Source organism: Streptomyces sp. NBC_01217 (assembly GCF_035994185.1).
Lineage (GTDB): Bacteria > Actinomycetota > Actinomycetes > Streptomycetales > Streptomycetaceae > Streptomyces.
In genome coordinates this window covers 4379955-4403514 of the sequence record NZ_CP108538.1, presented here as the reverse complement: position 1 = coordinate 4403514, position 23560 = coordinate 4379955, and the positions used below count along the sequence as shown (strand labels likewise).

The 23560-nt window shown below is 69.4% G+C and carries 19 protein-coding genes and 1 pseudogene; 13 read left to right on the top strand and 7 right to left on the bottom strand.

The window, feature by feature from the left end; all coding sequences use genetic code 11:
• Positions 1 to 77 precede the first annotated feature (77 nt).
• From pdhA to OG507_RS19330, 3 genes are read left to right on the top strand one after another with little or no spacing between them, the layout of a single operon-like run.
• The gene (gene pdhA / locus OG507_RS19340) at positions 78 to 1259 is read left to right on the top strand and encodes a pyruvate dehydrogenase (acetyl-transferring) E1 component subunit alpha (RefSeq protein WP_327368444.1); all 1182 of its coding nucleotides are present in this window, start codon (positions 78 to 80) and stop codon (positions 1257 to 1259) included.
• A gap of 2 nt (positions 1260 to 1261) precedes the next feature.
• Positions 1262 to 2242 carry an alpha-ketoacid dehydrogenase subunit beta gene (locus OG507_RS19335; protein ID WP_327368443.1) on the top strand — a complete coding sequence of 327 codons (981 nt, stop codon included), beginning with the start codon at positions 1262 to 1264 and terminating at the stop codon, positions 2240 to 2242.
• 11 nt (positions 2243 to 2253) lie between these two features.
• Positions 2254 to 3666 (top strand): dihydrolipoamide acetyltransferase family protein, encoded by a 1413-nt coding sequence (locus OG507_RS19330; protein WP_327368442.1) that lies wholly within the window; start codon positions 2254 to 2256, stop codon positions 3664 to 3666.
• 78 nt (positions 3667 to 3744) lie between these two features.
• Here the strand turns inward: OG507_RS19330 and OG507_RS19325 are convergent, their stop codons facing one another.
• Positions 3745 to 4593, bottom strand: a complete 849-nt coding sequence (locus OG507_RS19325) for a D-alanyl-D-alanine carboxypeptidase family protein (protein WP_327368441.1) — start codon at positions 4591 to 4593, stop codon at positions 3745 to 3747.
• A 252-nt stretch (positions 4594 to 4845) separates the two neighbouring features.
• On the opposite strand from OG507_RS19325, the gene OG507_RS19320 reads away from it, so the two are divergent.
• Both OG507_RS19320 and OG507_RS19315 read left to right on the top strand, forming a co-directional pair.
• Positions 4846 to 5517 carry a GntR family transcriptional regulator gene (locus OG507_RS19320; RefSeq protein WP_327368440.1) on the top strand — a complete coding sequence of 224 codons (672 nt, stop codon included), beginning with the start codon at positions 4846 to 4848 and terminating at the stop codon, positions 5515 to 5517.
• Positions 5514 to 6824 carry an MFS transporter gene (locus OG507_RS19315; protein ID WP_327368439.1) on the top strand — a complete coding sequence of 437 codons (1311 nt, stop codon included), beginning with the start codon at positions 5514 to 5516 and terminating at the stop codon, positions 6822 to 6824. Before OG507_RS19320 ends, OG507_RS19315 begins: the two co-directional genes overlap by 4 nt.
• A 177-nt stretch (positions 6825 to 7001) precedes the next feature.
• On the opposite strand, the gene OG507_RS19310 is transcribed toward OG507_RS19315, so the two are convergent.
• On the bottom strand, positions 7002 to 7826 hold the full coding sequence (locus OG507_RS19310) for a maleylpyruvate isomerase family mycothiol-dependent enzyme (RefSeq protein WP_327368438.1): 825 nt from the start codon (positions 7824 to 7826) through the stop codon (positions 7002 to 7004).
• Between the two features lie 169 nt (positions 7827 to 7995).
• On the opposite strand from OG507_RS19310, the gene OG507_RS19305 reads away from it, so the two are divergent.
• The 3 genes and pseudogenes from OG507_RS19305 (at position 7996) to OG507_RS19295 (ending at position 9843) form a co-directional block, all read left to right on the top strand.
• Positions 7996 to 8787, top strand: coding sequence for a carbon-nitrogen family hydrolase (locus OG507_RS19305; protein ID WP_327368437.1), 792 nt, complete (start codon positions 7996 to 7998; stop codon positions 8785 to 8787).
• 115 nt (positions 8788 to 8902) lie between these two features.
• Positions 8903 to 9328: pseudogene (locus OG507_RS19300) on the top strand (Scr1 family TA system antitoxin-like transcriptional regulator); the annotation flags it as partial.
• A gap of 284 nt (positions 9329 to 9612) precedes the next feature.
• Positions 9613 to 9843, top strand: coding sequence for a DUF7848 domain-containing protein (locus tag OG507_RS19295; protein ID WP_327368436.1), 231 nt, complete (start codon positions 9613 to 9615; stop codon positions 9841 to 9843).
• Positions 9844 to 9848: 5 nt separating this feature from the next.
• Here OG507_RS19295 and OG507_RS19290 read toward each other — a convergent pair whose 3' ends face one another.
• The gene (locus tag OG507_RS19290) at positions 9849 to 10565 is read right to left on the bottom strand and encodes a hypothetical protein (protein WP_327368435.1); all 717 of its coding nucleotides are present in this window, start codon (positions 10563 to 10565) and stop codon (positions 9849 to 9851) included.
• 63 nt (positions 10566 to 10628) lie between these two features.
• On the opposite strand from OG507_RS19290, the gene OG507_RS19285 reads away from it, so the two are divergent.
• Complete coding sequence (locus OG507_RS19285) at positions 10629 to 12494, top strand: NHL domain-containing thioredoxin family protein (protein WP_327368434.1); 1866 nt, start codon at positions 10629 to 10631, stop codon at positions 12492 to 12494.
• A 76-nt stretch (positions 12495 to 12570) separates the two neighbouring features.
• On the opposite strand, the gene OG507_RS19280 is transcribed toward OG507_RS19285, so the two are convergent.
• The 3 genes from OG507_RS19280 to OG507_RS19270 form a co-directional block, all read right to left on the bottom strand.
• Positions 12571 to 13869, bottom strand: a complete 1299-nt coding sequence (locus OG507_RS19280) for a M18 family aminopeptidase (protein ID WP_327368433.1) — start codon at positions 13867 to 13869, stop codon at positions 12571 to 12573.
• A 77-nt stretch (positions 13870 to 13946) separates the two neighbouring features.
• Positions 13947 to 14585 carry a Uma2 family endonuclease gene (locus tag OG507_RS19275; protein WP_327368432.1) on the bottom strand — a complete coding sequence of 213 codons (639 nt, stop codon included), beginning with the start codon at positions 14583 to 14585 and terminating at the stop codon, positions 13947 to 13949.
• Positions 14586 to 14694: 109 nt separating this feature from the next.
• Complete coding sequence (locus tag OG507_RS19270) at positions 14695 to 16521, bottom strand: acyl-CoA dehydrogenase (RefSeq protein WP_327368431.1); 1827 nt, start codon at positions 16519 to 16521, stop codon at positions 14695 to 14697.
• Positions 16522 to 16693: 172 nt separating this feature from the next.
• Between OG507_RS19270 and OG507_RS19265 the strand changes: the two genes are divergently transcribed.
• The 3 genes from OG507_RS19265 (at position 16694) to OG507_RS19255 (ending at position 19393) form a co-directional block, all read left to right on the top strand.
• A complete protein-coding gene (locus OG507_RS19265; protein WP_148836880.1) occupies positions 16694 to 17134 on the top strand; it encodes an SseB family protein in 441 nt (146 codons plus the stop codon).
• A 150-nt stretch (positions 17135 to 17284) separates the two neighbouring features.
• Positions 17285 to 18241: a pirin family protein gene (locus OG507_RS19260; RefSeq protein ID WP_327368430.1), complete on the top strand. Its 957-nt coding sequence runs from the start codon at positions 17285 to 17287 to the stop codon at positions 18239 to 18241.
• A gap of 84 nt (positions 18242 to 18325) precedes the next feature.
• Complete coding sequence (locus tag OG507_RS19255; RefSeq protein ID WP_327368429.1) at positions 18326 to 19393, top strand: AI-2E family transporter; 1068 nt, start codon at positions 18326 to 18328, stop codon at positions 19391 to 19393.
• 63 nt (positions 19394 to 19456) lie between these two features.
• Here OG507_RS19255 and OG507_RS19250 read toward each other — a convergent pair whose 3' ends face one another.
• Positions 19457 to 21553 (bottom strand): ATP-binding SpoIIE family protein phosphatase, encoded by a 2097-nt coding sequence (locus tag OG507_RS19250; RefSeq protein WP_327368428.1) that lies wholly within the window; start codon positions 21551 to 21553, stop codon positions 19457 to 19459.
• Positions 21554 to 21727: 174 nt separating this feature from the next.
• Here OG507_RS19250 and aspS point away from each other — a divergent pair, with 174 nt between their 5' ends.
• Positions 21728 to 23512 carry an aspartate--tRNA ligase gene (aspS, locus tag OG507_RS19245; protein ID WP_327368427.1) on the top strand — a complete coding sequence of 595 codons (1785 nt, stop codon included), beginning with the start codon at positions 21728 to 21730 and terminating at the stop codon, positions 23510 to 23512.
• Positions 23513 to 23560: the final 48 nt, after the last annotated feature.

The window sequence follows — 23560 nt, the reverse complement described above, 5'->3', positions numbered from 1 at the left end:
GCACGGGTACGGACACAGGCGAGCCGCACTGGCTTCCCGGCAGACCCCGGGGGCCGGACCGACGGAGGAGCACGCACGTGACCGTGGAGAGCACTGCCGCGCGCAAACCGCGACGCAGCAGCAAGCGGACCAGCGCCGTGAAAACGACCGCCAAGACGCCCGCTGAGACGCCACAGAGTTCCGAGCCCGAGCTCGTACAACTGCTGACGCCCGAGGGCGAGCGGGTCGAGCATCCGGACTACCAGATCGACCTGACCGCCGAGGAGCTGCGCGGTCTGTACCGGGACATGGTCCTGACCCGCCGCTTCGACGCCGAGGCCACCGCCCTGCAGCGCCAGGGCGAGCTGGGCCTGTGGGCCTCGCTGCTCGGCCAGGAGGCCGCCCAGATCGGCTCCGGCCGGGCCCTGCGCGACGACGACTACGTCTTCCCGACCTACCGCGAGCACGGCGTCGCCTGGTGCCGGGGCGTCGATCCGACCAATCTGCTCGGGATGTTCCGCGGTGTGAACCACGGCGGCTGGGACCCGAACACCAACAACTTCCACCTGTACACGATCGTCATCGGCTCGCAGACCCTGCACGCCACCGGCTACGCCATGGGCGTCGCCAAGGACGGCGCGGACTCGGCCGTGATCGCGTACTTCGGTGACGGTGCCTCCAGCCAGGGAGACGTCGCCGAGTCCTTCACCTTCTCCGCGGTCTACAACGCCCCGGTCGTGTTCTTCTGCCAGAACAACCAGTGGGCGATCTCCGAGCCCACCGAGAAGCAGACCCGCGTCCCGCTCTACCAGCGCGCGCAGGGCTTCGGCTTCCCCGGCGTCCGGGTCGACGGCAACGACGTGCTCGCGTGTCTCGCTGTCACCAGGTCGGCGCTGGAGCGGGCCCGCCGGGGTGAGGGCCCCACCCTCGTCGAGGCGTTCACCTACCGCATGGGCGCGCACACCACCTCCGACGACCCGACGAAGTACCGGGCGGACGAGGAGCGGGCCTCCTGGGAGGCCAAGGACCCGATCCTGCGGCTGCGTACCCACCTGGAGAAGGAGGGCACCGCCGACGAGGCGTTCTTCACCGCGCTGGAGGCCGAGAGCGAGGCCCTCGGCAAGCGGGTGCGTGAGGCGGTACGGGCGATGCCCGATCCGGACCGGATGGCGATCTTCGACCACGCGTACGCCGACGGGAACCCGCTCGTCGACGAGGAGCGTGCCCAGTTCGCCGCCTACCAGGCATCGTTCGCAGACTCTGCCGAGGAGGGCAAGTAGCCATGGCCATGGAAAAGATGTCCATTGCGAAGGCTCTCAACGAGTCGCTGCGCAAGGCACTCGACACCGACCCCAAGGTCCTCATCATGGGTGAGGACGTCGGCAAGCTGGGCGGGGTCTTCCGGATCACCGACGGACTGCAGAAGGACTTCGGCGAGGACCGGGTGATCGACACCCCGCTCGCCGAGTCCGGCATCGTGGGCACCGCGATCGGCCTGGCCCTGCGCGGCTACCGGCCCATCGTGGAGATCCAGTTCGACGGCTTCGTCTTTCCCGCGTACGACCAGATCGTCACGCAGCTCGCGAAGATGCACGCCCGCGCGCTCGGAAAGATCAAGCTGCCGGTCGTCGTGCGCATTCCGTACGGCGGCGGCATCGGCGCCGTCGAGCACCACAGCGAGTCCCCCGAGGCCCTGTTCGCGCATGTCGCGGGCCTGAAGGTGGTCTCGCCCTCGAACGCGAGCGACGCCTACTGGATGATGCAGCAGGCCGTCCAGAGCGACGACCCGATCATCTTCTTCGAGCCGAAGCGCCGCTACTGGGACAAGGGCGAGGTCGAGACCGACTCCATCCCCGGCCCGCTGCACAGGGCCGCCGTGGCGCGTACGGGCTCCGACCTCACGCTCGTCGCTTACGGCCCGATGGTGAAGGTCTGCCTGGAAGCGGCCGCGGCCGCTCAGGAGGAGGGCAAGTCGATCGAGGTCCTGGACCTGCGCTCGATGTCCCCGATCGACTTCGACACCATCCAGACCTCGGTGGAGAAGACCGGGCGGCTCGTCGTGGTCCACGAGGCGCCGGTGTTCTACGGCTCCGGGGCCGAGATCGCCGCCCGGATCACCGAGCGCTGCTTCTACCACCTGGAAGCACCGGTGCTGAGGGTCGGCGGCTATCACGCCCCGTACCCGCCGGCCCGGCTGGAGGACGAGTACCTGCCGGGTCTCGACCGTGTGCTCGACGCCGTCGACCGCTCGCTGGCGTACTGAGGAGAAGGTTCGTGACGACGATGACCGAAACGTCTGCTCGCTTCCGTGAGTTCAAGATGCCCGACGTGGGCGAGGGACTGACCGAGGCCGAGATCCTCAAGTGGTACGTACAGCCCGGCGACACCGTCAGCGACGGACAGGTCGTGTGCGAGGTCGAGACGGCGAAGGCGGCTGTGGAGCTGCCGATTCCGTTCGACGGTGTGGTGCATGAGCTGCGCTTTCCCGAGGGCACGACCGTCGATGTCGGCCAGGTGATCATCGCGGTGGACGTGGCACCGGGCAGCGGTGACGCGGCCACGGCCACGGCTCCCGCGCCGGTTGCGGAACCGGAACCCTCAGAAGCGGCGGAAGAGGCGGCTCCCAAGGGCCGCCAGCCTGTCCTGGTGGGGTACGGCGTCGCCGAGAGCTCCACGAAGCGGCGCGCCCGCAAGGGTGCCGCGGCCGCGGCACCCGCCGCGGCGGCCGCGATCCAGGGCGAGATGAACGGCCACGGCGTCGCGGTCCCGGAGAGCAGGCCGCTCGCCAAGCCGCCGGTGCGCAAGCTGGCCAAGGACCTGGGCATCGACCTGGCGACGGTCGTCCCGACCGGCGAGGGCGGGATCATCACCCGCGAGGACGTGCACGCCGCGGCCACGCCCGTACCGGCACAGGCGCAGGCCCCCGTCGCGGCCGCGGTCGCAGCGGCCCCCGTCCCCGAGGCGCCGGCCGCCGTCGTCGCGGGCGTGCGGGAGACCCGTATCCCCGTCAAGGGCGTACGGAAGGCGATCGCCCAGGCGATGGTCGACAGCGCCTTCACCGCGCCGCATGTCACCGAGTTCGTGACGCTCGACGTCACGCGCACGATGAAGCTCGTCGCGGAGCTCAAGGAGGACAAGGACATGGCGGGGGTGCGGGTCAACCCGCTCCTGATCATCGCCAAGGCGCTCCTCGTCGCGATCAGGCGGAATCCGGAGGTCAACTCCGCCTGGGACGAGGCGAACCAGGAGATCGTGCGCAAGCACTACGTCAACCTGGGCATCGCCGCCGCCACCCCGCGCGGTCTGATCGTGCCGAACATCAAGGACGCGCACGACAAGACCCTGCCGGAGCTCGCCGCGGCGCTGGGCGAGCTGGTCTCCACGGCACGCGAGGGCAGGACGTCCCCCGCAGCCATGGCGGGCGGCACGGTGACGATCACCAACGTCGGTGTCTTCGGTGTCGACACGGGGACGCCGATCCTGAACCCGGGCGAGTCCGCGATCCTCGCGGTCGGGGCGATCAAGCTCCAGCCGTGGGTCCACAAGGGCAAGGTGAAGCCCCGTCAGGTCACCACGCTGGCCCTGTCGTTCGACCACCGCCTGGTCGACGGCGAGCTCGGCTCCAAGGTCCTGGCGGATGTCGCCGCGATCCTGGAGCAGCCGAAGCGGCTGATCACCTGGGCGTAACGGCCCGCGGACAGTACGGCGGAGGGGCTCACCACGCGCAGTGCGTGGTGAGTTCCTCCGCCGTGTGCCGTGTGCGGACTACTTCTTGAAGCTGTAGTCCATGATCTTCTTCATGTCCGCGGTGCGGGTGGTCGCGCTCGTGGAGGCGAGCACGGTGCCGATGACGGTCTTGCCGTTGCGGGTCGCCGCGAAGACCAGGCAGTACTTGGCCGTCGGGCCGGAACCGGTCTTCACGCCGATCGCGCCGCTGTAGCTGCTGAGCATCGCGTTGGTGTTGGACCACGACATGTAGCGGTAGCCGCCGGACTTCGTGGTGACCTTCTGCTTGGTCGACTTGGTCTTGACGACCGCGCGGAAGGTGGAGCTCTTCATCGCGTTGCTGGCGAGCTTCGTCAGGTCGCGCGGCGTCGAGTAGTTCGAGCCGTTCCCTATGCCGTCGAACGAGTCGAAGTGGGTGTTCTTCAGCCCGAGGGACTTGGCCTGGGCGTTCATCTTGCCGATGAACGACTTCACGCGGGCCGCGCGGGTGGTGCCGGAGCCGAACTTGTCGGCCAGCGCGTACGCGGCGTCGCAGCCGGACGGCAGCATCAGGCCGTACAGCAGCTGGCGGACCGTGACCTTGTCGCCCACGATCAGGCGGGCCGACGAGGCGCCCTTGGAGACGATGTAGTCGCTGTACGCCTTCTGGATCGTGACCTTGGAATCCAGGTTGAGGTTCTTCTGCGCCAGGACGACCTTGGCGGTCATGATCTTGGTGGTGGAGCCGGTGGAGCGGCGGGTGTCCGCGGCCTTGGAGAACAAGGTCTTCGCGGTCCCGTTGTTCATCACGTAACCGCCCTTGGCGGTGATCGTGGGGGTGGGCGTCGCGGCCTGTGCCGTGGAGGCGAACGCGCTGCCCGCGATGACGGCACCCGCGGTGAGGGCCACGGTGGCAGCGGCAGAAACGCGGTTTATGCCCTTAATACCCTTAATGCCGATTTTCAACTTGAACGCTCCAAATACCCCTGGAATGCGGCCACATGAGGGTGCCGCTCGGTGGTGAGACTCACGGGACCGGGGGAAGGATGTGCTGATTCCTGGGGCAATTTCGGGGCTGAGGTTGATTCGGGCCATCGGGTGAACCCGTCCGGATCGCGGACCGGTTTCGTCATGTACGCATGTTGTATCTATGCTGTGTACATGCCTGCAGCGCCCCCGGTCGTGAATCCCCCCGTCAAGCAGCCCCCCGCCGCCGAGCGCGTCTACACGCACATCAAGGAGGCGGTCCTGGACCGCCGATACGAGGGCGGCACGCTCCTCACCGAGGGCGATCTCGCGGAGGCCGTCGGAGTCTCCCGTACGCCCGTGCGCGAAGCGCTGCTCCGGCTGGAGGTCGAGGGGCTGATCAAGCTGTACCCGAAGAAGGGCGCCCTCGTTCTCGCCGTCTCCGCGCAGGAGATCGCGGATGTGGTGGAGACCCGGCTGCTGGTCGAGGAGTTCGCGGTGCGCAAGGCCGTTCCGGCGCCCGCGAGGCTGATCGGCCGGCTGGAGGAACTCCTGGAGGAGCAGAGGCAGATGTCGGAGGCCGGGGATCTGGCCGCCGTGTCCGTGAAGGACCGCTGCTTCCATGCCGAGATCGTGCGCAACGCGGGCAACGACATTCTCTCGCGCCTCTACGACCAACTGCGCGACCGGCAGCTGCGGATGGGGGTCGCCGTGATGGAGGCGCACCCGGACAGGATCGCCGCCAACATCACCGAGCACGGCGAGCTGCTGGAGGCGATCAGGTCCGGTGACGCGGACGGCGCCGCGCAGGTCGTCCGTCGCCATGTCAGCCGGGTCAAGGTGCTGGTCAGGGGTGAGGACCGGTGAGTTCTGCCGCCGCTCCCACCCTGTCCCTGCCCGGCGATCCACCCGGCGGCCGGCGTGCCGTGTGGGTCTGGGGCATCGGTGTCGCCGTCTACTTCGTCGCCATCATCTTCCGCACCAGCCTGGGCGTCGCCGGACTCGACGCAGCCGACCGGTTCCACGTCAACGCCTCCGCGCTCTCCACGTTCTCGATCCTCCAGCTGCTCGTCTACGCGGGCATGCAGATACCCGTCGGCCTGATGGTCGACCGGCTCGGCACCAAGAGGGTCCTCACCTTCGGGGTCGTCCTGTTCACCCTGGGGCAGCTCGGCTTCGCGCTCTCCCCCTCGTACGGCATGGCGCTGGCGTCCAGGGCGCTGCTCGGCTGCGGCGACGCGATGACGTTCATCAGCGTGCTGCGGCTCGGCGCCCGCTGGTTCCCGGCTCGGCGCGGTCCGCTGATCGGGCAGGTCGCCGCGCTCTTCGGGATGGCGGGCAACCTCGTCTCGACGCTCTTCGTCGCGCGGGCCCTGCACGGATTCGGCTGGACCACCACGTTCGTGGGCAGCTCGGCCGCCGGGGTCGTGGTGCTGGTGCTGCTGCTCCTCTTCCTGAAGGACCACCCCGAGGGCCACGAGCCGCCGCCCGTCGAGCACGCGGGCGCCGCCTACGTACGCAAGCAGATCGCCGCCTCCTGGCGGGAACCCGGCACCCGGCTCGGGATGTGGGTGCACTTCACCACGCAGTTCCCGGCCATGGTGTTCCTGCTGCTGTGGGGGCTGCCGTTCCTGGTGGAGGCGCAGGGGCTGAGCCGGTCCGCCGCCGGTGACCTGCTCACCCTGGTGGTGCTCTCCAACATGGCGTTCGGGCTGGTCTACGGGCAGATCATCGCCCGCCACCACGCGGCCCGCGCCCCGCTGGCCCTCGGGACGGTCTCGGTGACGGCCCTGTTCTGGGCGTCGACCATCTTCTACCCGGGCGACCATGCGCCGATGTGGCTGCTGATCGTCCTGTGCGTGGTGCTCGGCGCGTGCGGCCCAGCCTCGATGATCGGCTTCGACTTCGCACGGCCCGCCAACCCGCCGGAGCGCCAGGGCACCGCGTCGGGCATCGTCAACATGGGCGGCTTCGTCGCCTCGATGACCACGCTGTTCGCCGTGGGAGTGCTGCTGGATGCGACCGGGGACGACTACCGGATCGCGTTCGCCTCGGTCTTCGTGCTGGAGGCGCTCGGCGTCGTACAGATTCTGCGGCTGCACTCCCGGGCCACGCACCGCGAGCGGGACCACCATGTGATCAGCCGTGTGGAGGCCGTGCACGTACCGGCGTGACGCGCCTGCCCGCGTGACGCACCTGTCGCGTCCGCGGCCCGCCGTGCCGGATCGGCGGCGCGCCCGTCCATGTACGACGGGCGCCGCCGACCGCGGTGGCACGGCGCCGGGACGTCACGGCTTCAAGGCCACACGGCTTCGAGGCCTCATGGCTTCGAGGCCTCTTGGCTCAGGGTTTCACGACGTCACGGCGAAGTTCTGCAGGATCGCGTCCGCCAGATCCTCGTCGCCCTCGACCTTGATCCGGTCCGCGACCGAGCCCGCCCGCACCCGCCCGCAGGCGAGGCGGAAGTACGTCTCCCAGTCCATCGCCAGCGTCACGGCGGGCCCGAGCGAGGGTGAACCGTCCACCGAACCGCGGCCCTCCGCATCGACCCTGACCGTGCGCAGGAACTCCATCGGTCCGTGCACATCGAGCACGACCGCCGAATTGGCCGGCGCGCCCGCGTCCTTGGCGACCACATCCGGCAGCGCGGCGAGCAGCGCGTCCCGGGTGATGGTGGCGCCGGGGGAGTCCAGATTGCCGGGCTGTCCCAGCGTCGTCCGCAGATCCTGCTCGTGCACCCAGACGTCGAAGGCCCGCATCCGCAGTGCCAGTTCGAGGGTCTGCTCGGCGCCGAGCGGCGCCCGGACCATGGTCTGGGGGGCACGTGACTCATTGCGGAGCTGACGTGCGCGGCGAATGATCGTGTACTCCAGCTCGGAGGTCATCTCCGGCGCTGTGTGGTGGCGCCGCACATCGACCTGCATCTCCATGTAGCGGGCGATGTCGCTCTGCACATGGTAGAGATCGCGCGGCAGCGTGTGGATCGGACGCGGATCGCCGAGCTGCTCGCACTCCATGCCGATGACGTGCGAGACGACGTCACGCACCGACCAGGCGGGGCACGGTGTGCGGCGGTTCCACTCTCCCTCGGCGAGCGGCTTCACCAGCTCGGCTATCGACTCGACGGAGTGGGTCCAGGCATCGGCGTAGGTCTGGAGGCTGGGATGGACGGTCACGGGACCCCTCGTGCGGTTCTGCGGTGCATGGGCTGGATGCTGGGCGCGGGCGGCGGGCTGCGTGGGAGGTTCGGTCGCTAAGTTACGCTGCGAGCAGGCACCCCGGCAGTGCTTTCGTGTGACGATCGTAGGCCTGTGTTGACGGCTCGAATGCCAGGACGGTGGTAGTGTGCACGCCTCCCTCATCCAGATCGCAGTAGACCCGGACGAATCCGTCAATTCCCGCAGGCGGCGCGCGGCTTCGCTGATCGCGGCCCAGCACGGTGCGGATCTGGTGGTCCTTCCCGAACTCTGGCCGGTCGGCGCCTTCGCGTACACCGACTTCGAGGACGAGGCCGAGCCGCTTCAAGGGCCCACCCACGAGATCATGGCGAAGGCCGCCGCCGACGCCGGGGTCTGGCTGCACGCGGGCTCCTTCGTCGAGCGCGCCGACGACGGCACCCTCTACAACACCGCACTCGTCTTCACCCCCGAGGGCGAGCGGGCCGCCGCATACCGCAAGGTCCACCGCTTCGGCTTCGACAAGGGCGAGGCGGTCATGATGGGAGCGGGCGAGGACCTGGTCACGGTCGCTCTGCCGCAGACCACCCTGGGCCTTGCCACCTGCTACGACCTGCGCTTCCCGGAAATGTTCCGCGGCCTGGTCGATGCGGGCGCCGAGACGCTGATCGTCGCCGCGGGCTGGCCCGAGCGCCGGCGTGCCCACTGGACGCTGCTGGCCCGGGCCCGCGCCGTCGAGAACCAGTCGTACGTCCTGGCTGTCGGCACCGCGGGCACCCACGCCGGGATCCAGCAGGCCGGACACAGCATCGTCGTCGATCCCTGGGGCGAGGTGCTGGCGGAGGCGGGCGCGGACGAGGAGGTGCTGAGCGTGGAGTTCGACCCGTCGAAGGTCGCCGCCACACGCGAGCAGTTCCCGGCCCTCAAGGACCGCCGTCTGGGACTCGCGCCGCCGCGCTGACCAGCGGGTGGACCCGGCGGGACAGCCCTCGCGTTTCACGTGAAACGCGGTCCGACACCGGCATCGGGCCCCTTCGCCGACCATTTCGTCCCCCTCCGGAATGCGGGCCGTCTAGCGGAGGCGCGTGGAGGTGGACGACGTGGCCGACGCGGTCGCCGTCCGCATGGAGCGTCAACGCGTCCTCTACGAGGGTGACCGGCGGTTCGCGTTCCTGATTGAGGAATCGGTCTTGCGGAACGGGCTCGGCGGGGCGGACGCGCAGGAGGAACAGCTCCGCCACCTCCTCACGGTCGGCTCACTGCCCAGCGTCAGCCTGGGCGTGGTCCCCACACGAACCGAACGCTGCCGGATGCCGGTGGAAGGGTTCTGGATCTTCGACACCGGACAGGTCAATGTCGAGCTGGTCTCCGGCTACCTCACGCTGACCCAGCCGACCGAGGTTGCCGCGTACGCGGACACGTTCACCGAACTCGCTGACATGGCCGTGTACGGAGTGAAGGCCCGCGCGCTGATCACGAGCGCCATGCAGACACTCAGGTGAAAACCGTGCAACCTCGCGCAATCTCCTGGAAGTTGCTGCTCCGGCGTTCCTAGCGTGGTCGCTACACGGACGACACAAGGAGCGGGGCCGTGAAGGCGGTCACGTATGCGCAACCCCCGGTAGAGCTGCCGTTGCCAACGGACCCCGAGCCCGTCGGTGGCTGGCTGCGGGGTCTGCGCCGCCCTGGCTACACAGCGCCGGGAAGCCCGCCTCCTGGGCGACCACTCCAGGGTCAGCGATTGCAACGTGGAGCTTCGGAACCACCCGCACCCCGAGGGAGCCACATGACCGTGAGAGCCGTGCTCCGGTACGTCAGCTACGTCATGCACCGCCACCCCTCGGCGGGGACGACGGCCACGGCGCGGTGCCTGAACCCGGATTGCCAGTGGACAGCCGCGCCGACCGGGAGCGCGGACGTGTGCACGGATATGTGTATCGAGCACACGGGCCGTACCGGTCACATGACCTTCGTGCGGGAGTTCTCGGAAGTCGCCGTGGTCGAGCGTGCCCAGTGAGGGTGTCAGTCACCGACCTGGTGTTCCACGCGGTGGCGGATGTACTCGTCCGGATGGGACCGGGCTATCGCCACGGCCGCGTCCACCAGGTCGTGCAGCTCCGGAGAATAGGCCGACTTCCGGAGCGGCAGGCCCGGCAGGATGCAGCGCCGGACGTCCGGGTGCTCGTTGCTCACGAACTCACGTAGAGCAGCTTCATTCCACTCGGCCACCACGGCCGAGCCGTCATCGGGCTCAGCCTGACCGGTAAATCCGGGGTTCTTGGCCCGTACGAGGGGCATCCGTAGGGGTAGGGCTGACCAGTACCAGGCCCGCGCGGCGCCCGCTCGCTCAAGGTCCGTGCCGGTCCGCAGGTACCCGAGCAGCGCGGATTGGACGCGGCTGTGTCCGAACGCGTTCAGAGCCGGCTCGATGAAGCCACGGTTGAAACTCGGGTTGGGGTCGTGGACGGCCGCCTTGACGAGTGCGTCGAACGCTGCCTCGGACAGGTCCATACCTTGGCGGCAAGCCTCACGCAGCGCCGCCCGAGCGCGGTGCTCCCAGGTCAGAGGTCCACCCGGCTGAGACTCGGGAGCGACGGCGAGCCCGAGGATCCGGACGACCTCCTCCAGACGCGTGGCGAATGGCTCCCGCTTGTCCTCGGTGCGGTCCGGCAGCGCCATGAAGCTCTGTTCCGTCCGCGCCTTCTCACTGGCAGTCGTCTCGTTCCCGTCCGCAGCCATTCGTCGCTCCCCCCGCCGTACGCGTGTGATCCGACGTTCATAGCAGGATGGCAAGCTTGAAGAATGAACGATGCTGCTTCGGCGCCCACCCCTGCGCCCGCACCCCGCAAGCGTGCCCGTGTCCGTGCCCCCGAGCTGATCGGCAAGGGTGGCTGGCTGAACACCGGCGGCAAAGAGCTCACCCTCGCCGACCTGCGAGGTAAGTGCGTTGTTGTGGATTTCTGGACCTTCTGCTGTGTGAACTGTCTGCATGTCCTCGATGAGCTGCGCGAGCTGGAGGAGAAGCACCGCGACACCGTCGTGATCATCGGTGTGCACTCGCCGAAGTTCGTCCACGAGGCCGAGCACCAGGCCGTCGTCGACGCCGTCGAGCGGTACGAGGTCCACCACCCGGTCCTCGACGACCCGGAACTGGCGACCTGGAAGCAGTACGCCGTACGGGCCTGGCCCACGCTCGTCGTCATCGACCCCGAGGGCTATGTCGTCGCCCAGCACGCGGGCGAGGGCCATGCGCACGCCATCGAGAAGCTGGTCGAGGAGCTGGAGGCCGAGCACGGCGAGAAGGGCACGCTGCGCCGCGGCGACGGCCCGTACGTCGCGCCCGAGCCGGTCGCCACGCATCTGCGGTTCCCCGGCAAGGCCCTGCTCCTGCCCGACGGCGGACTCCTCGTCTCCGACACCACCCGCCACCGCCTGGTCGCGCTCGAAAGCGACGGCGAAACGGTGCGTCGTCACTTCGGTACGGGGGACAGGGGGCTCACCGACGGCGGACCCGACCAGGCCAGGTTCTCCGAGCCGCAGGGGCTCGCCGTGCTGCCCGACGGTCGGATCGCGGTCGCCGACACCGTCAACCACGCCATCCGCGCCCTCGACCTCGCCTCCGGGATCACGAAGACCCTCGCCGGTACCGGCCGACAGTGGTGGCAGGGCTCGCCGACGGCCGGACCGGCCCGGGAGGTCGACCTCTCCTCCCCCTGGGACGTCGCCTGGTTCGCGGACCGGCTGTGGATCGCCATGGCTGGCGTGCACCAGCTGTGGACGTACGACCCCGCGACGCAGACCGTGCAGGTCGCCGCGGGCACGACCAACGAGGGCCTGGTCGACGGGCCGGCCGACGAGGCCTGGTTCGCCCAGCCGTCGGGGCTCGCCACATCGGCCGACGGGGAGCGGCTCTGGATCGCCGACTCGGAGACGTCCGCCCTGCGGTACGTCGAGCGGGACGGCTCAGGCTTCGCCGTCCGTACGGCCGTCGGCACCGGCCTCTTCGATTTCGGACACCGCGACGGTGCCGCGGACCAGGCGCTGTTCCAGCACCCGCTGGGGGTGACCGCGCTGCCCGACGGGTCCGTCGCCGTGTGCGACACGTACAACCACGCGCTGCGGCGCTACGACCCCGCGAGCGGTGAGGTCACCACCCTGGCCACGGATCTGCGCGAGCCCAGCGACGCCGTGCTGGTCGACGGCGATCTCTTCGTCGTCGAGTCCGCCCACCACCGGCTGACCCGGCTGCGCCTCCCGGAGGAGGCCGTACGCGTCGCCGACCAGGCGCATCGCACGCAGCGCACGGCCACCGAGATCGCCCCGGGCACGCTCCGGCTCGATGTGGTCTTCCAGGCCCCCGCCGGGCAGAAGCTGGACACCCGGTACGGTCCCTCGACCCGGCTGCTGGTCTCGTCGACCCCGCCCGAGCTGCTGGCGGAGGGCTCCGGTCCCGGGACCGATCTGTTCCGTGACCTGGTCCTGGCGGACGGCGTCACCGAGGGTGTCCTGCATGTCTCCGCGATGGCGGCGTCCTGCGACGACGACCCGGAGAACGAGTACCCGGCCTGCCATGTCCACCAGCAGGACTGGGGCGTCCCCGTCCGCGTGACCGCGCAAGGAACGTCCCGGCTGCCGCTGGTGCTGGCAGGAATGGACGAGCAGGCCTGACCGCCCGGCGCGGCTCGGGCGTCCGGTAACCGTCTTCCGCCGCCCCGGCCGGGGCGGCGGCCCGCGCCCGGAACGCTCAGCCCGTCAGGAACGCCGCCACCGCGTTGGCCAGCAGATACGGGTCGTCCGCGCCGCACAGTTCACGGGCGCTGTGCATCGAGAGGATCGCGGCGCCGATGTCCACGGTCTGAATGCCGTGCCGGGCGGCGGTGATCGGTCCGATCGTGGTGCCGCACGGCATCGAGTTGTTGGAGACGAACACCTGCCACGGCACGCCCGCCTTCTCGCACGCCGCCGCGAACACGGCCCGGCCGCTGCCGTCGGTCGCGTACCGCATGTTGACGTTGACCTTGAGGATCGGGCCGCCGTTGACGACCGGGTGATGGGTCGGGTCGTGGCGCTCGGCGTAGTTGGGGTGGACCGCGTGACCGGTGTCGGAGGAGAGACAGATGGTCCCGGCGAAGGCCCGGGCGCGGTCCTCGTACGTACCGCCGCGGGCGAACACGGAACGCTCCAGGACCGTGCCGAGCAGGGGCCCGTCGGCGCCGGTGTCGGACTGCGAGCCGTTCTCCTCGTGGTCGAAGGCGGCCATGACCGGGATGTACGGGAGCTCGGCGTCCGGCTGTCCGGAGACGGCGGCGAGCGCGGCGACCGCCGCGTGGACGGAGAGCAGGTTGTCCATCCGGGGCCCGGCCAGCAGCTCGCGGTCCCGGCCCAGGTAGGCGGGCGGCTCGACGGCGTGCGGCATCAGGTCCCAGCCGGTCACGTCCTCGGCGTCGACACCGGCCTCCTCGGCGACGAAACGGATCAGATCGCCCTCCTCGACGTCCCCGAGCCCCCAGATCGGCTGCATGTGCTTCTGCCGGTCGAGCTTCAGGCCGTCGGTGTTGGCCGACCGGTCCAGGTGCACGGCCAGCTGCGGTACGCGCAGGAGCGGCCGGTCGATGTTCACCAGCCGGTGCGTGCCGTCGCGCAGCGAGATCCGGCCGGCGAGACCGAGGTCCCGGTCGAGCCAGGTGTTGAGGAGCGTCCCGCCGTAGATCTCCACGGAGATCTGCCGCCAGCCGTACGCCCCGGTGTCGGGCAGCGGCTTGACCCGCAGGTTCGGCGAGTCGGTGTGCGCCCCGACGATCCGGTACGGGGTGTGCGCCGCGGCGCCCTCCGGCACGTACCAGGCGATGATCGAGCCACCGCGCAGGACGTACTTCCCCCCGGTGGTGCCGTCCCAGGCCGCAGTCTCCTCGACCTGTCGGAATCCGGCCTTCTCCAGCCGCTCGGCCGAGCTGGCCACGGCGTGGTACGGGGAGGGCGAGGCCATGAGGAAGGCCATCAGGTCGTCGGTGTGACCGCGGTCGAAGCGGAGGGAGGAACTCATGTTCTTCACTGTAACGAGGCTGGAGTGGAACATTTCCCCCTCGCCCCGCGGCCCCCTCGCCGTCCCGGGCGCCGGGCCTACAGCTCGTCGATGGCGGTCAGGTCGATGTCGATGTCGTACGGGGAGGAGAGCTTCAGCCGGTCGTGGTGGACGCCGGTGGAGACGTAGGTCTTGTTGACCGGGTCCAGCTCGTAGGTGATGACCATGGGGCGGTCTTCCTCGCCGGTCATCTCGACGAGCCAGAAGTGCTCGATCCCAGCCGCCGCGTATTTGTGCGGTTTGGTGTCGCGGTCGCGGTCGCGGTCGCGGTCCTCGGATTCGGGAGAGACGACCTCGACGGCGAGCAGGACGTCCGCCGCTTCGTGGCGTGTCTGCCGTCGGCCGGTGATCGCTTCGGCTTTCACGACGACCACGTCCGGTTCCGGTGCGTTCCGCCTGCCCAGCACCACGGCCATCTCCCGACGCACCCGCAGATGCTCAGGGACGTGTTGGCGCAGGCCATTGACCAGCAGGTCCATCACCAGCGTGTGGAAGTCTCGCTGCGGACTCACGAAAACCAGGCTCCCGTCGATCAGCTCTGTGTGCGGCGGGAGGTCGTCAAGCGTGAAGAAGTCGTCCACGGTGTAGCCGTCCTCAGGTGGGACCGGCCACTTGGATGTCTCGCGCCGCAGCTGCGACGCCTCGGGCAGTGCCTCGGCGGTCATTGTTCCTCCCATGGACGGGATTCTGGCCCTGCCGCCAGCGTACCCAGCTGATACGACAGCACCGCCACCCGAAAGCGTGTTCGGGTGGCGGTGCTGGTTGACGATCTTGGGTGGAGAGGGCCTAGAACGCCGCCTCGTCCAGCTCCATCAGCGAGTTGTCGACGGACTCGGCGAGTGCGCGCTCGGCGCCGACGCCCGGGAGGATGTTCGCGGCGAAGAACTTCGCCGCGGCGATCTTGCCCTGGTAGAAGGCGACATCCTTCGCGGCGGCGTCCCGCAGCTTCTCGGCCGCGACGGCCGCGCCCTTGAGCAGCAGATAGCCCACGACGACATCGCCGGAGGCCATCAGCAGGCGGGTGGTGTTGAGGCCCACCTTGTAGATGTTCTTGACGTCCTCGCCGGTCGCGGTGAGGTCGTTGATCATCGTGCCGACGATCGCCTCCAGGTCCACGGCCGCCTTGGCGAGCGAGTCCAGCGCACCGGACAGCTCCTCGTTGCCCTGGGCGCCGGCGAGGAACTTCTTGATCTCCTCGGAGAGGATGTTCAGCGAGGCGCCCTGGTCGCGGACGATCTTCCGGAAGAAGAAGTCCTGGCCCTGGATCGCCGTCGTACCCTCGTACAGCGTGTCGATCTTGGCGTCACGGATGTACTGCTCGATCGGGTACTCCTGGAGGTACCCGGAGCCGCCGAAGGTCTGGAGCGACTGCGCCAGCTGCTCGTACGACTTCTCGGAGCCGTAGCCCTTCACGATCGGGAGCAGCAGGTCGTTGAGGCCGTGCAGCGCCTTGGCGTCCTCGCCCGCGGCCTCCTTCTCCTGGATCGCGTCCTGGACGGTGGCGGTGTACAGCACGAGGGAGCGCATGCCTTCCGCGTACGCCTTCTGCGTCATGAGCGAGCGGCGCACGTCGGGGTGGTGCGTGATGGTGACCTTGGGGGCGGTCTTGTCCATGAACTGCGACAGGTCCGTGCCCTGGACGCGCTCCTTGGCGTACTCCAGCGCGTTCAGGTAGCCGGTCGACAGCGTCGCGATGGCCTTCGTGCCGACCATCATGCGGGCGAACTCGATGATGCGGAACATCTGGCGGATGCCGTCGTGCTTGTCGCCGATCAGCCAGCCCTTGGCGGGGTGCTGGTCGCCGAACGTCATCTCGCAGGTGTTGGACGCCTTGAGGCCCATCTTGTGCTCGACGTTCGTCGCGTACACGCCGTTGCGCTCGGCCAGCTCGCCGGTCGTCCAGTCGAAGTGGAACTTCGGGACCATGAAGAGCGAGAGGCCCTTCGTGCCGGGGCCCGCGCCCTCGGGGCGGGCCAGCACGTAGTGGATGATGTTCTCGGACATGTCGTGCTCGCCCGAGGTGATGAAGCGCTTCACACCCTCGATGTGCCAGGAGCCGTCCTCCTGCTCGACGGCCTTCGTGCGGCCCGCGCCGACGTCCGAACCGGCGTCCGGCTCGGTCAGCACCATCGTCGAGCCCCACTGCTTCTCGACGGCGATCTCGGCGATCTTCTTCTGCGCCTCGTTGCCCTCGTCGAAGAGGATGCCGGCGAACGCCGGGCCCGAGGAGTACATCCAGACGGCCGGGTTCGCGCCGAGCAGCAGCTCCGCATAGCCCCAGATCAGGGAGCGCGGGGAGGTCGTGCCGCCGATCTCCTCGGGCAGGCCCAGACGCCAGTACTCGGAGTCCATGAACGCCTGGTACGACTTCTTGAAGGTCGCCGGGACCGGAGCCGTGTTGGTCTCAGGGTCGAAGACCGGCGGGTTGCGGTCGGCGTCGGCGAAGGACTCGGCCAGCTCGTTCTCCGCGAGGCGGGCGACCTCGTCGAGGATGCTCTTCGCCGTCTCGACGTCCATCTCGGCGAACGGTCCGGTGCCGTACGTCTTGTCGCGCCCGAGCACCTCGAAGAGGTTGAACTCGATGTCGCGGAGATTCGACTTGTAGTGCCCCATGGGAAGGCTCCGTAATCAATAGCAGTGGCGTGCAGCGACCCGGGAAGGGGTGTGGGCCGGGCGGGCGACGAGCTGGCGGTGCGTATATCAGCTGACCTCTCCGATGATGCTACCCGTCAGTAATAAGACGCAACCCCCCAAGGGCCTGATGTGTCCGATTACTCTTTGCGGTATGTACGGCTACGACCAGAACCCGGGCGCACAGCAGCAGATGGGTGGCGGCTACGGCGAGCAGCCGCTGTATCCCGAGCCCTCGCCGCCCTCCCTGGGTGATGCGGTACGGGCCTTCACCACCGGCTCGCTGTCCGCCGAGGACTTCCAGCAGATCTTCGCGACGTCGAAGGTCTACTGCCCGCGCGGCGACAACCCCGGATTCCTCGCGCTGCACAACACCCAGCAGCCGGTGATCCCGATGTTCACCACGCTCAAGGAGCTGCGGCGGTACGCGGGCAAGGAGTCCAAGTACTTCGTGATCACCGGGGCCGAGGTGATCGACCTGCTGCCGACCGGCTACGGCTTCGTCCTCGACATGGAGGGCGAGCACCGCATGGTCTTCGACGCCAAGGCCGTGGAGCAGATGGTCGACTTCGCGATGCGCCGCATGTACGGCTGACGTCCGCATCCCTGTTTCCGGAAGGGGCCCGTACCGCTCGGTACGGGCCCCTCCCGTTGCCGTGGGCGGCGCGCGGGAATGGGTGGCACCTTGCAAGATGTTCACCATTCAACTAACTTGAACTCAGGACAATCCCCGGAGGTGGCTCCCATGCCCGCAGTGACCGTCGAAAACCCGCTGACCCTGCCCAAGGTCGCCGCCTCGGGCGACGCCACGGCCCGTCCCGTGCTCGCCGTCACCACGGCGCCGAGCGGATTCGAGGGCGAGGGCTTCCCGGTGCGCCGCGCGTTCGCCGGGATCAACTACAAGCACCTCGACCCGTTCATCATGATGGACCAGATGGGCGAGGTGGAGTACGCGCCGGGCGAGCCGAAGGGCACCCCCTGGCACCCCCACCGCGGCTTCGAGACCGTCACGTACATCATCGACGGCACCTTCATCCACCAGGACTCCAACGGCGGTGGCGGCACCATCCAGAACGGCGACACCCAGTGGATGACCGCCGGGTCCGGCCTGCTCCACATCGAGGCCCCGCCGGAGTCCCTCGTCATGTCGGGCGGCCTCTTCCACGGCCTCCAGCTCTGGGTGAACCTGCCCAAGGCCGACAAGATGATGGCCCCCCGCTACCAGGACATCCGCGGCGGCCAGGTCCAGCTCCTCGCCTCCCCGGACGGCGGCGCGCTGCTCCGCGTCATCGCCGGTGAGCTCGACGGCCACGAGGGTCCGGGCGTCACCCACACCCCGATCACGATGGTCCACGCCACCGTGCGCCCCGGTGCCGAGGTGACCCTGCCGTGGCGCGAGGACTTCAACGGACTCGCGTACGTGCTCGCCGGACGCGGCAGCGTCGGCGAGGAGCGCCGCCCCGTCCACATGGGGCAGACCGCGGTCTTCGGCGCCGGTTCCTCGCTGACCGTCCGCGCGGACGAGAAGCAGGACGGCAACACCCCGGACCTGGAGGTCGTCCTGCTCGGCGGCCGCCCGATCCGCGAGCCGATGGCGCACTACGGGCCGTTCGTGATGAACAGCCAGGCCGAACTGAAGCAGGCCTTCGAGGACTTCCAGGCCGGCCGCCTCGGCACGGTGCCCGCCGTCCACGGAATGTGACACCCGCGGCCGGAGTGTGACAGTCCGTCACTCGTACGGCTTCACAAGCGGGACATCGCACCCGCGCCGTGATCGGGTGGGAGGGTGCAGACCCCCAAGCCCCTCCTGCCCGACGGCGCGCGGCGCACGGCCGCCTGGTGCGGTGTCGTGCTCCTCGTCACGGGGGTCGCCGCGGTCGCCGTCTGGCTGTGCGTCATCTTCAAGACAGCGGTCACACCCGTGCTGCTCGCGCTGCTCGGTACGGCGCTGCTCGGCCCGGTCCACCGCCGGCTGACCGCCCGCGGAATGAACCGCTCGCTGGCCGCGGGGCTCACCTGCGCCCTGCTCGTCGCGGTGGTCGGCGGCGCCGGATATATCGTCGTCACCGCGCTCATCGACACCGGCGACCAGATCGTCCGGTCGCTGAAGGACGCCGGGCAGTGGATCGTCGATCACTTCGGGGTCGGCAGGAACATCGATGTGGACGACCTCGCCGCCAGTACCCGGAAACTCTTCGAGAAGTTCGGTGCGAGCGCCGCGGGCGGACTCCTCACCGGGATCAGCCTGATCGGCTCGCTGATCGCGGCCGGCGTCCTCGCCCTCCTGCTGACCTTCTTCTTTCTGCGCGACTCCGACAAGGCCGTGGACCTGGCCCACTCGATCGCCCCGCGCGGGACCGGGGACCTGGTGGAGGCCATGGGGCGACGGGCCTTCGAGGCCGTCCAGGGCTTCATGCGCGGCACCACGTTCATCGCGCTGATCGACGCGGTCTGCATCACCGTCGGCCTGCTGATCCTGCGCGTCCCCGGCGCGGTGGGGCTCGGTGCGTTGGTCCTCGTCGGCGCCTACATCCCCTACCTCGGGGCGTTCATCTCCGGCACGGTCGCGGTGCTTGTCGCGCTCGCCGACCGGGGGGTGGCGATCGCGCTCTGGGCGCTGGGGGTCGTGCTCGCCGTACAGGTGCTGGAGGGCCATGTCCTGCAGCCGATGATCCAGAGCCGTACGGTCCAGATGCACCCCGCCACCATCATGATCGCGATCACGGCGGGCGCCGGTGTGGCGGGCGTGCTGGGCATGCTGCTCGCGGTACCGGCCTGCGCGGCGGCCTTCGGCATCATCAGCGAACTACGGGGCAGGCCCCCGGACCGCCCTCCCGGCCGGTCCGGCGTTTGAGGACGGGGAAACCTCCATCGGGAGAACCCTCCACCGGGAGCCCCGGGGTCGCATCAACCCGGCTCAGTCCTCCGGCCCCGTCCCCGATTCGTTCAGCTCGAACCAGATCGACTTCCCCGCCCCCCGCGGATCCACCCCCCACGCATCGGCGAGCACCTCCAGCAGCACCAGACCCCGCCCGCTGGAGGCCATCTCCCCGGGCCGGCGCCGGTGCGGCAGCTCGTCGCTGCCGTCGGCCACCTCCACCCGCAGCCGCCGCTCCCCTTGCTCCCTGTCCGCCCGGGCGACCATCAGCGCGTCCCCGTCCGTGTGGACGAGGACGTTGGTGACCATCTCGGAGAACATCAGCACCGCCGCGTCGACCTGCTCCGGATCCGCCCAGTCGTGCAGCAGCTCCCGCAGCTGCTGCCGCGCCGCCGAGATCCGTTCGGGCTGGGCCTGCGCGATGGTCAGCGCGGTGCGCCGCGACGCGGTCGCCCTCGGCGTCCCCCCGTCGCGCCGCAGCAGCACCACCGCGATGTCGTCCTCCCGGCGGTCCGCCAGCGGCCCGGTCGTGTAGTGGGACGTCGGCCCGTGCACGGCCTGGACGAGCGAGTCGGCGAGCTTCTCCAGGTCGGACGTGTCCCGTTCCAGGATCGGCCGCAGCCGGATCCAGCCGGTCCACATGTCATGGCCGCCGGTCTCGATCAGCCCGTCCGTACAGAGCATGATCGTTTCCCCGGCCTCCAGGGTGAGCCGGGTCGTCGGATAGTCCGCGTCCGTCTCGATGCCGAGCGGCAGCCCGCCCTCGGTCTGGCGGATCACGGCGGTTCCGTCGGCGGTCATCACCACCGGATCGGGGTGGCCGGCCCGCGCGATGTCCAGGACGCCGGTCTCCGGGTCGGCCTCCGCGTACAGACAGGTCGCGAAGCGCGGCGCGTTCGCCTCCCCGTCCTCGTACGCGTCGGTGAGCCCGGAGAGGAAGCGCGACGCGCGCGCGAGCACCGCATCCGGGCGGTGCCCCTCGGCGGCGTAGGCGCGCAGGGCGATCCGCAACTGCCCCATCAGCCCCGCGGCGCGCACATCGTGGCCCTGGACGTCACCTATGACGAGCGCGAAACGGCCGTTGGGCAGCGGAATCATGTCGTACCAGTCGCCGCCGACCTGGAGCCCGCCGCCGGTCGGGATGTAGCGGGCGGCGACCGTCATCCCCGGGATGCCGGGGCCGAGGGACGGCATCATCGAGCGCTGCAGCCCCAGCGACAGCTCCCGCTCGGTCTCGGCGACCCCGGCCCGGGTCAGCGCCTGGGCGAGCATCCGGGCCACGGTCGTCAGCACGGACCGCTCGTCCGGCGAGAACGACACCGGGTGCCGGAACCCCGCCATCCAGGCACCCATGGTCCGCCCCGCCACCAGCAGCGGCAAAAACGCCCAGGAGCGGCGCCCGAAGCGGCTGGCGAGCGGCCAGGTGGCCGGGTAGCGGCGGCTGTACTCCTCGGGCGAGGGCAGATAGATCGCCCGGCCCGTCCGTACGACCTCGGCGGCCGGATAGTCGGTCTCCAGCGGCATGTCGTTGAACGGGCCCTCGTCGCCCATGTCCTGCCCGTGGTGCCCGATGATCGTCAGCCGCTCGCCGGCGATGCCGAAGACCGCCAGGCCGTCCGGCGAGAACCCGGGCATGGAGAGAGAGGCGGCGACCCGCAGCACCTCCTCGGTCGACCGGGCCTCGGCCAGCGCCCGGCCCGCGTCCAGCAGGAACGCCTCACGGGAGCGGCGCCAGTCCCCGGTGATGGGGGTGTGCGCCCCGGTGGCGCCGGGCTGCGGCTCGGCGACCTCCTGGAGGGTGCCGACCAGCACATAGGCCGCGCTGCACGGCTTCTCGGCCGGGAGGGGCTTGGAGCGGCTGCGTACGGTACGCAGCACCCGGCCGTTCTCGTCCACGATCCGCAGCCTGGCCTCGGCGAGGGTGCCCTCGGCGACCGCGAGATTCACCACCCCGTTGATCTCGTTCCAGTCGACCGGATGAAAACGGGAACGCACCGCGGACTCGCGGAAGACACCGGCGGCAGCGGGCAGCTCCAGCAGCCGGGCCGCCTCCGCATCGAGCGTGACGGTCCCGGCTCCGTTGTCCCAGCGCCACAGACCGGTCGCGGTCGCGGCCAGGACGTCCTCGGTGCGCATTGCCCCAATTTAAGAAGATCTGATCGGTGGACGCCACCGAGGAATGCCGCGGATTGCCGCCCGGACCCGCCCGGGATGATCTTGAGATGTCAATGTCAATGATTCGGTGCGGGCGCGGGCGGTAGCCTGGGGTGGCTGAATCCACCCCGAACCGCGAAGACTGGATGAACGAGAATGCATCGGTACAGGTCCCACACCTGCGGCGAGCTCCGCGCCTCTGCCGTCGGCGCCGACGTCCGACTGAGCGGCTGGCTGCACAATCGCCGAGACCTGGGCGGCATCCTCTTCATCGATCTGCGTGACCACTACGGTCTGGTGCAGCTCGTCGCCCGCCCCGGCACCCCCGCCAACGAGGCCCTGGCGAAGCTCACCAAGGAGACCGTCGTACGGGTCGACGGCAAGGTCTCCGCGCGCGGCGCCGACAACGTCAACCCGGAGCTCCCGACCGGCGAGATCGAGATCGAGGTCACCGAGGTCGAGGTGCTGGGCGAGGCAGCCCCGCTGCCCTTCACGATCAACGCCGAGGACGGGGTCAACGAGGAGCGGCGTCTGGAGTACCGCTTCCTCGACCTGCGCCGCGAGCGCATGCACCGCAACATCATGCTGCGCTCGGCCGTCATCGCCTCCATCCGCTCCAAGATGGTGGCCCTCGGGTTCAACGAGATGGCGACCCCGATCCTCACCGCGACCTCCCCCGAGGGCGCCCGTGACTTCGTCGTCCCCTCCCGTCTGAACCCGGGCAAGTTCTACGCCCTGCCGCAGGCCCCGCAGCAGTTCAAGCAGCTGCTGATGATCTCCGGCTTCGACCGCTACTTCCAGATCGCGCCGTGCTTCCGCGACGAGGACGCCCGCGCCGACCGTTCGCCCGGCGAGTTCTACCAGCTCGACGTCGAGATGTCGTTCGTCGAGCAGGAGGACGTCTTCCGGCCGATCGAGAAGCTGATGACCGAGCTCTTCGAGGAGTTCGGCAACGGCCGCCACGTCACCTCGCCGTTCCCGCGCATCCCGTTCCGCGAGGCGATGCTGAAGTACGGCAACGACAAGCCGGACCTGCGCGCCAAGCTGGAACTGGTCGACATCTCCGACGTCTTCGCCGACTCGGAGTTCAAGGCCTTCGCCGGCAAGCACGTCCGCGCCCTCCCGGTCCCGGACACCGCGGGCCAGTCCCGGAAGTTCTTCGACGGCCTCGGCGACTACGCCGTCCAGCACGGCGCCAAGGGCCTGGCCTGGGTCCGCGTCGGCGAGGACGGCACCCTGGCCGGTCCGATCGCCAAGTTCCTGACCGAGACCGACATCAAGACCCTCACCGAGCGTCTCTCCCTCGTTCCCGGCCACGCGGTCTTCTTCGGCGCGGGCGAGTTCGACGAGGTCTCCAAGATCATGTCCGTCGTCCGCGTCGAGGCCGCCAAGCGCGCCGGCCACTTCGAGGAGGGCGTCTTCCGGTTCTGTTGGGTCGTCGACTTCCCGATGTACGAGAAGGACGAGGACACCGGCAAGATCGACTTCTCGCACAACCCCTTCTCGATGCCCCAGGGCGGCCTGAAGGACCTGGAGGAGAAGGACCCGCTGGACATCCTCGCCTGGCAGTACGACATCGTCTGCAACGGCATCGAGCTGTCCTCCGGCGCCATCCGTAACCACGAGCCCGAGCTGATGCTCAAGGCCTTCGAGATCGCCGGTTACGACCGCGAGACCGTCGAGCACGAGTTCGCGGGCATGCTCCGCGCCTTCCGCCTCGGCGCCCCGCCGCACGGCGGCATCGCCCCCGGCGTCGACCGCATCGTGATGCTGCTGGCCGACGAGCCGAACATCCGCGAGACGATCGCCTTCCCGCTCAACGGCAACGCCCAGGACCTGATGATGGGTGCACCGACGGAGCTGGACGAGTCCCGCCTGCGCGAGCTGAACATCGCCCTGCGCAAGCCGGCGGCAACGGCAAAGGACAAGACGGAGAAGTAACCCCCGGTTCCTTCCCCCGGTTCCACGTGAAACAGCCCCCGCCTATCA

What these genes read in the sequence shown, in the direction of transcription:
- OG507_RS19295 (WP_327368436.1), top strand. Translation starts at nt 9,613, where the DNA reads ATGACCGTGAGAGCCGTGCTCCGGTACGTCAGCTACGTCATGCACCGC.
- OG507_RS19250 (WP_327368428.1), bottom strand. Translation starts at nt 21,553, where the DNA reads ATGCGCACCGAGGACGTCCTGGCCGCGACCGCGACCGGTCTGTGGCGC.
- OG507_RS19260 (WP_327368430.1), top strand. Translation starts at nt 17,285, where the DNA reads ATGCCCGCAGTGACCGTCGAAAACCCGCTGACCCTGCCCAAGGTCGCC.
- OG507_RS19280 (WP_327368433.1), bottom strand. Translation starts at nt 13,869, where the DNA reads ATGAGTTCCTCCCTCCGCTTCGACCGCGGTCACACCGACGACCTGATG.
- OG507_RS19320 (WP_327368440.1), top strand. Translation starts at nt 4,846, where the DNA reads ATGCCTGCAGCGCCCCCGGTCGTGAATCCCCCCGTCAAGCAGCCCCCC.
- aspS (WP_327368427.1), top strand. Translation starts at nt 21,728, where the DNA reads ATGCATCGGTACAGGTCCCACACCTGCGGCGAGCTCCGCGCCTCTGCC.
- OG507_RS19265 (WP_148836880.1), top strand. Translation starts at nt 16,694, where the DNA reads ATGTACGGCTACGACCAGAACCCGGGCGCACAGCAGCAGATGGGTGGC.
- OG507_RS19285 (WP_327368434.1), top strand. Translation starts at nt 10,629, where the DNA reads ATGAACGATGCTGCTTCGGCGCCCACCCCTGCGCCCGCACCCCGCAAG.
- OG507_RS19275 (WP_327368432.1), bottom strand. Translation starts at nt 14,585, where the DNA reads ATGGGAGGAACAATGACCGCCGAGGCACTGCCCGAGGCGTCGCAGCTG.
- OG507_RS19270 (WP_327368431.1), bottom strand. Translation starts at nt 16,521, where the DNA reads ATGGGGCACTACAAGTCGAATCTCCGCGACATCGAGTTCAACCTCTTC.
- OG507_RS19290 (WP_327368435.1), bottom strand. Translation starts at nt 10,565, where the DNA reads ATGGCTGCGGACGGGAACGAGACGACTGCCAGTGAGAAGGCGCGGACG.
- OG507_RS19335 (WP_327368443.1), top strand. Translation starts at nt 1,262, where the DNA reads ATGGCCATGGAAAAGATGTCCATTGCGAAGGCTCTCAACGAGTCGCTG.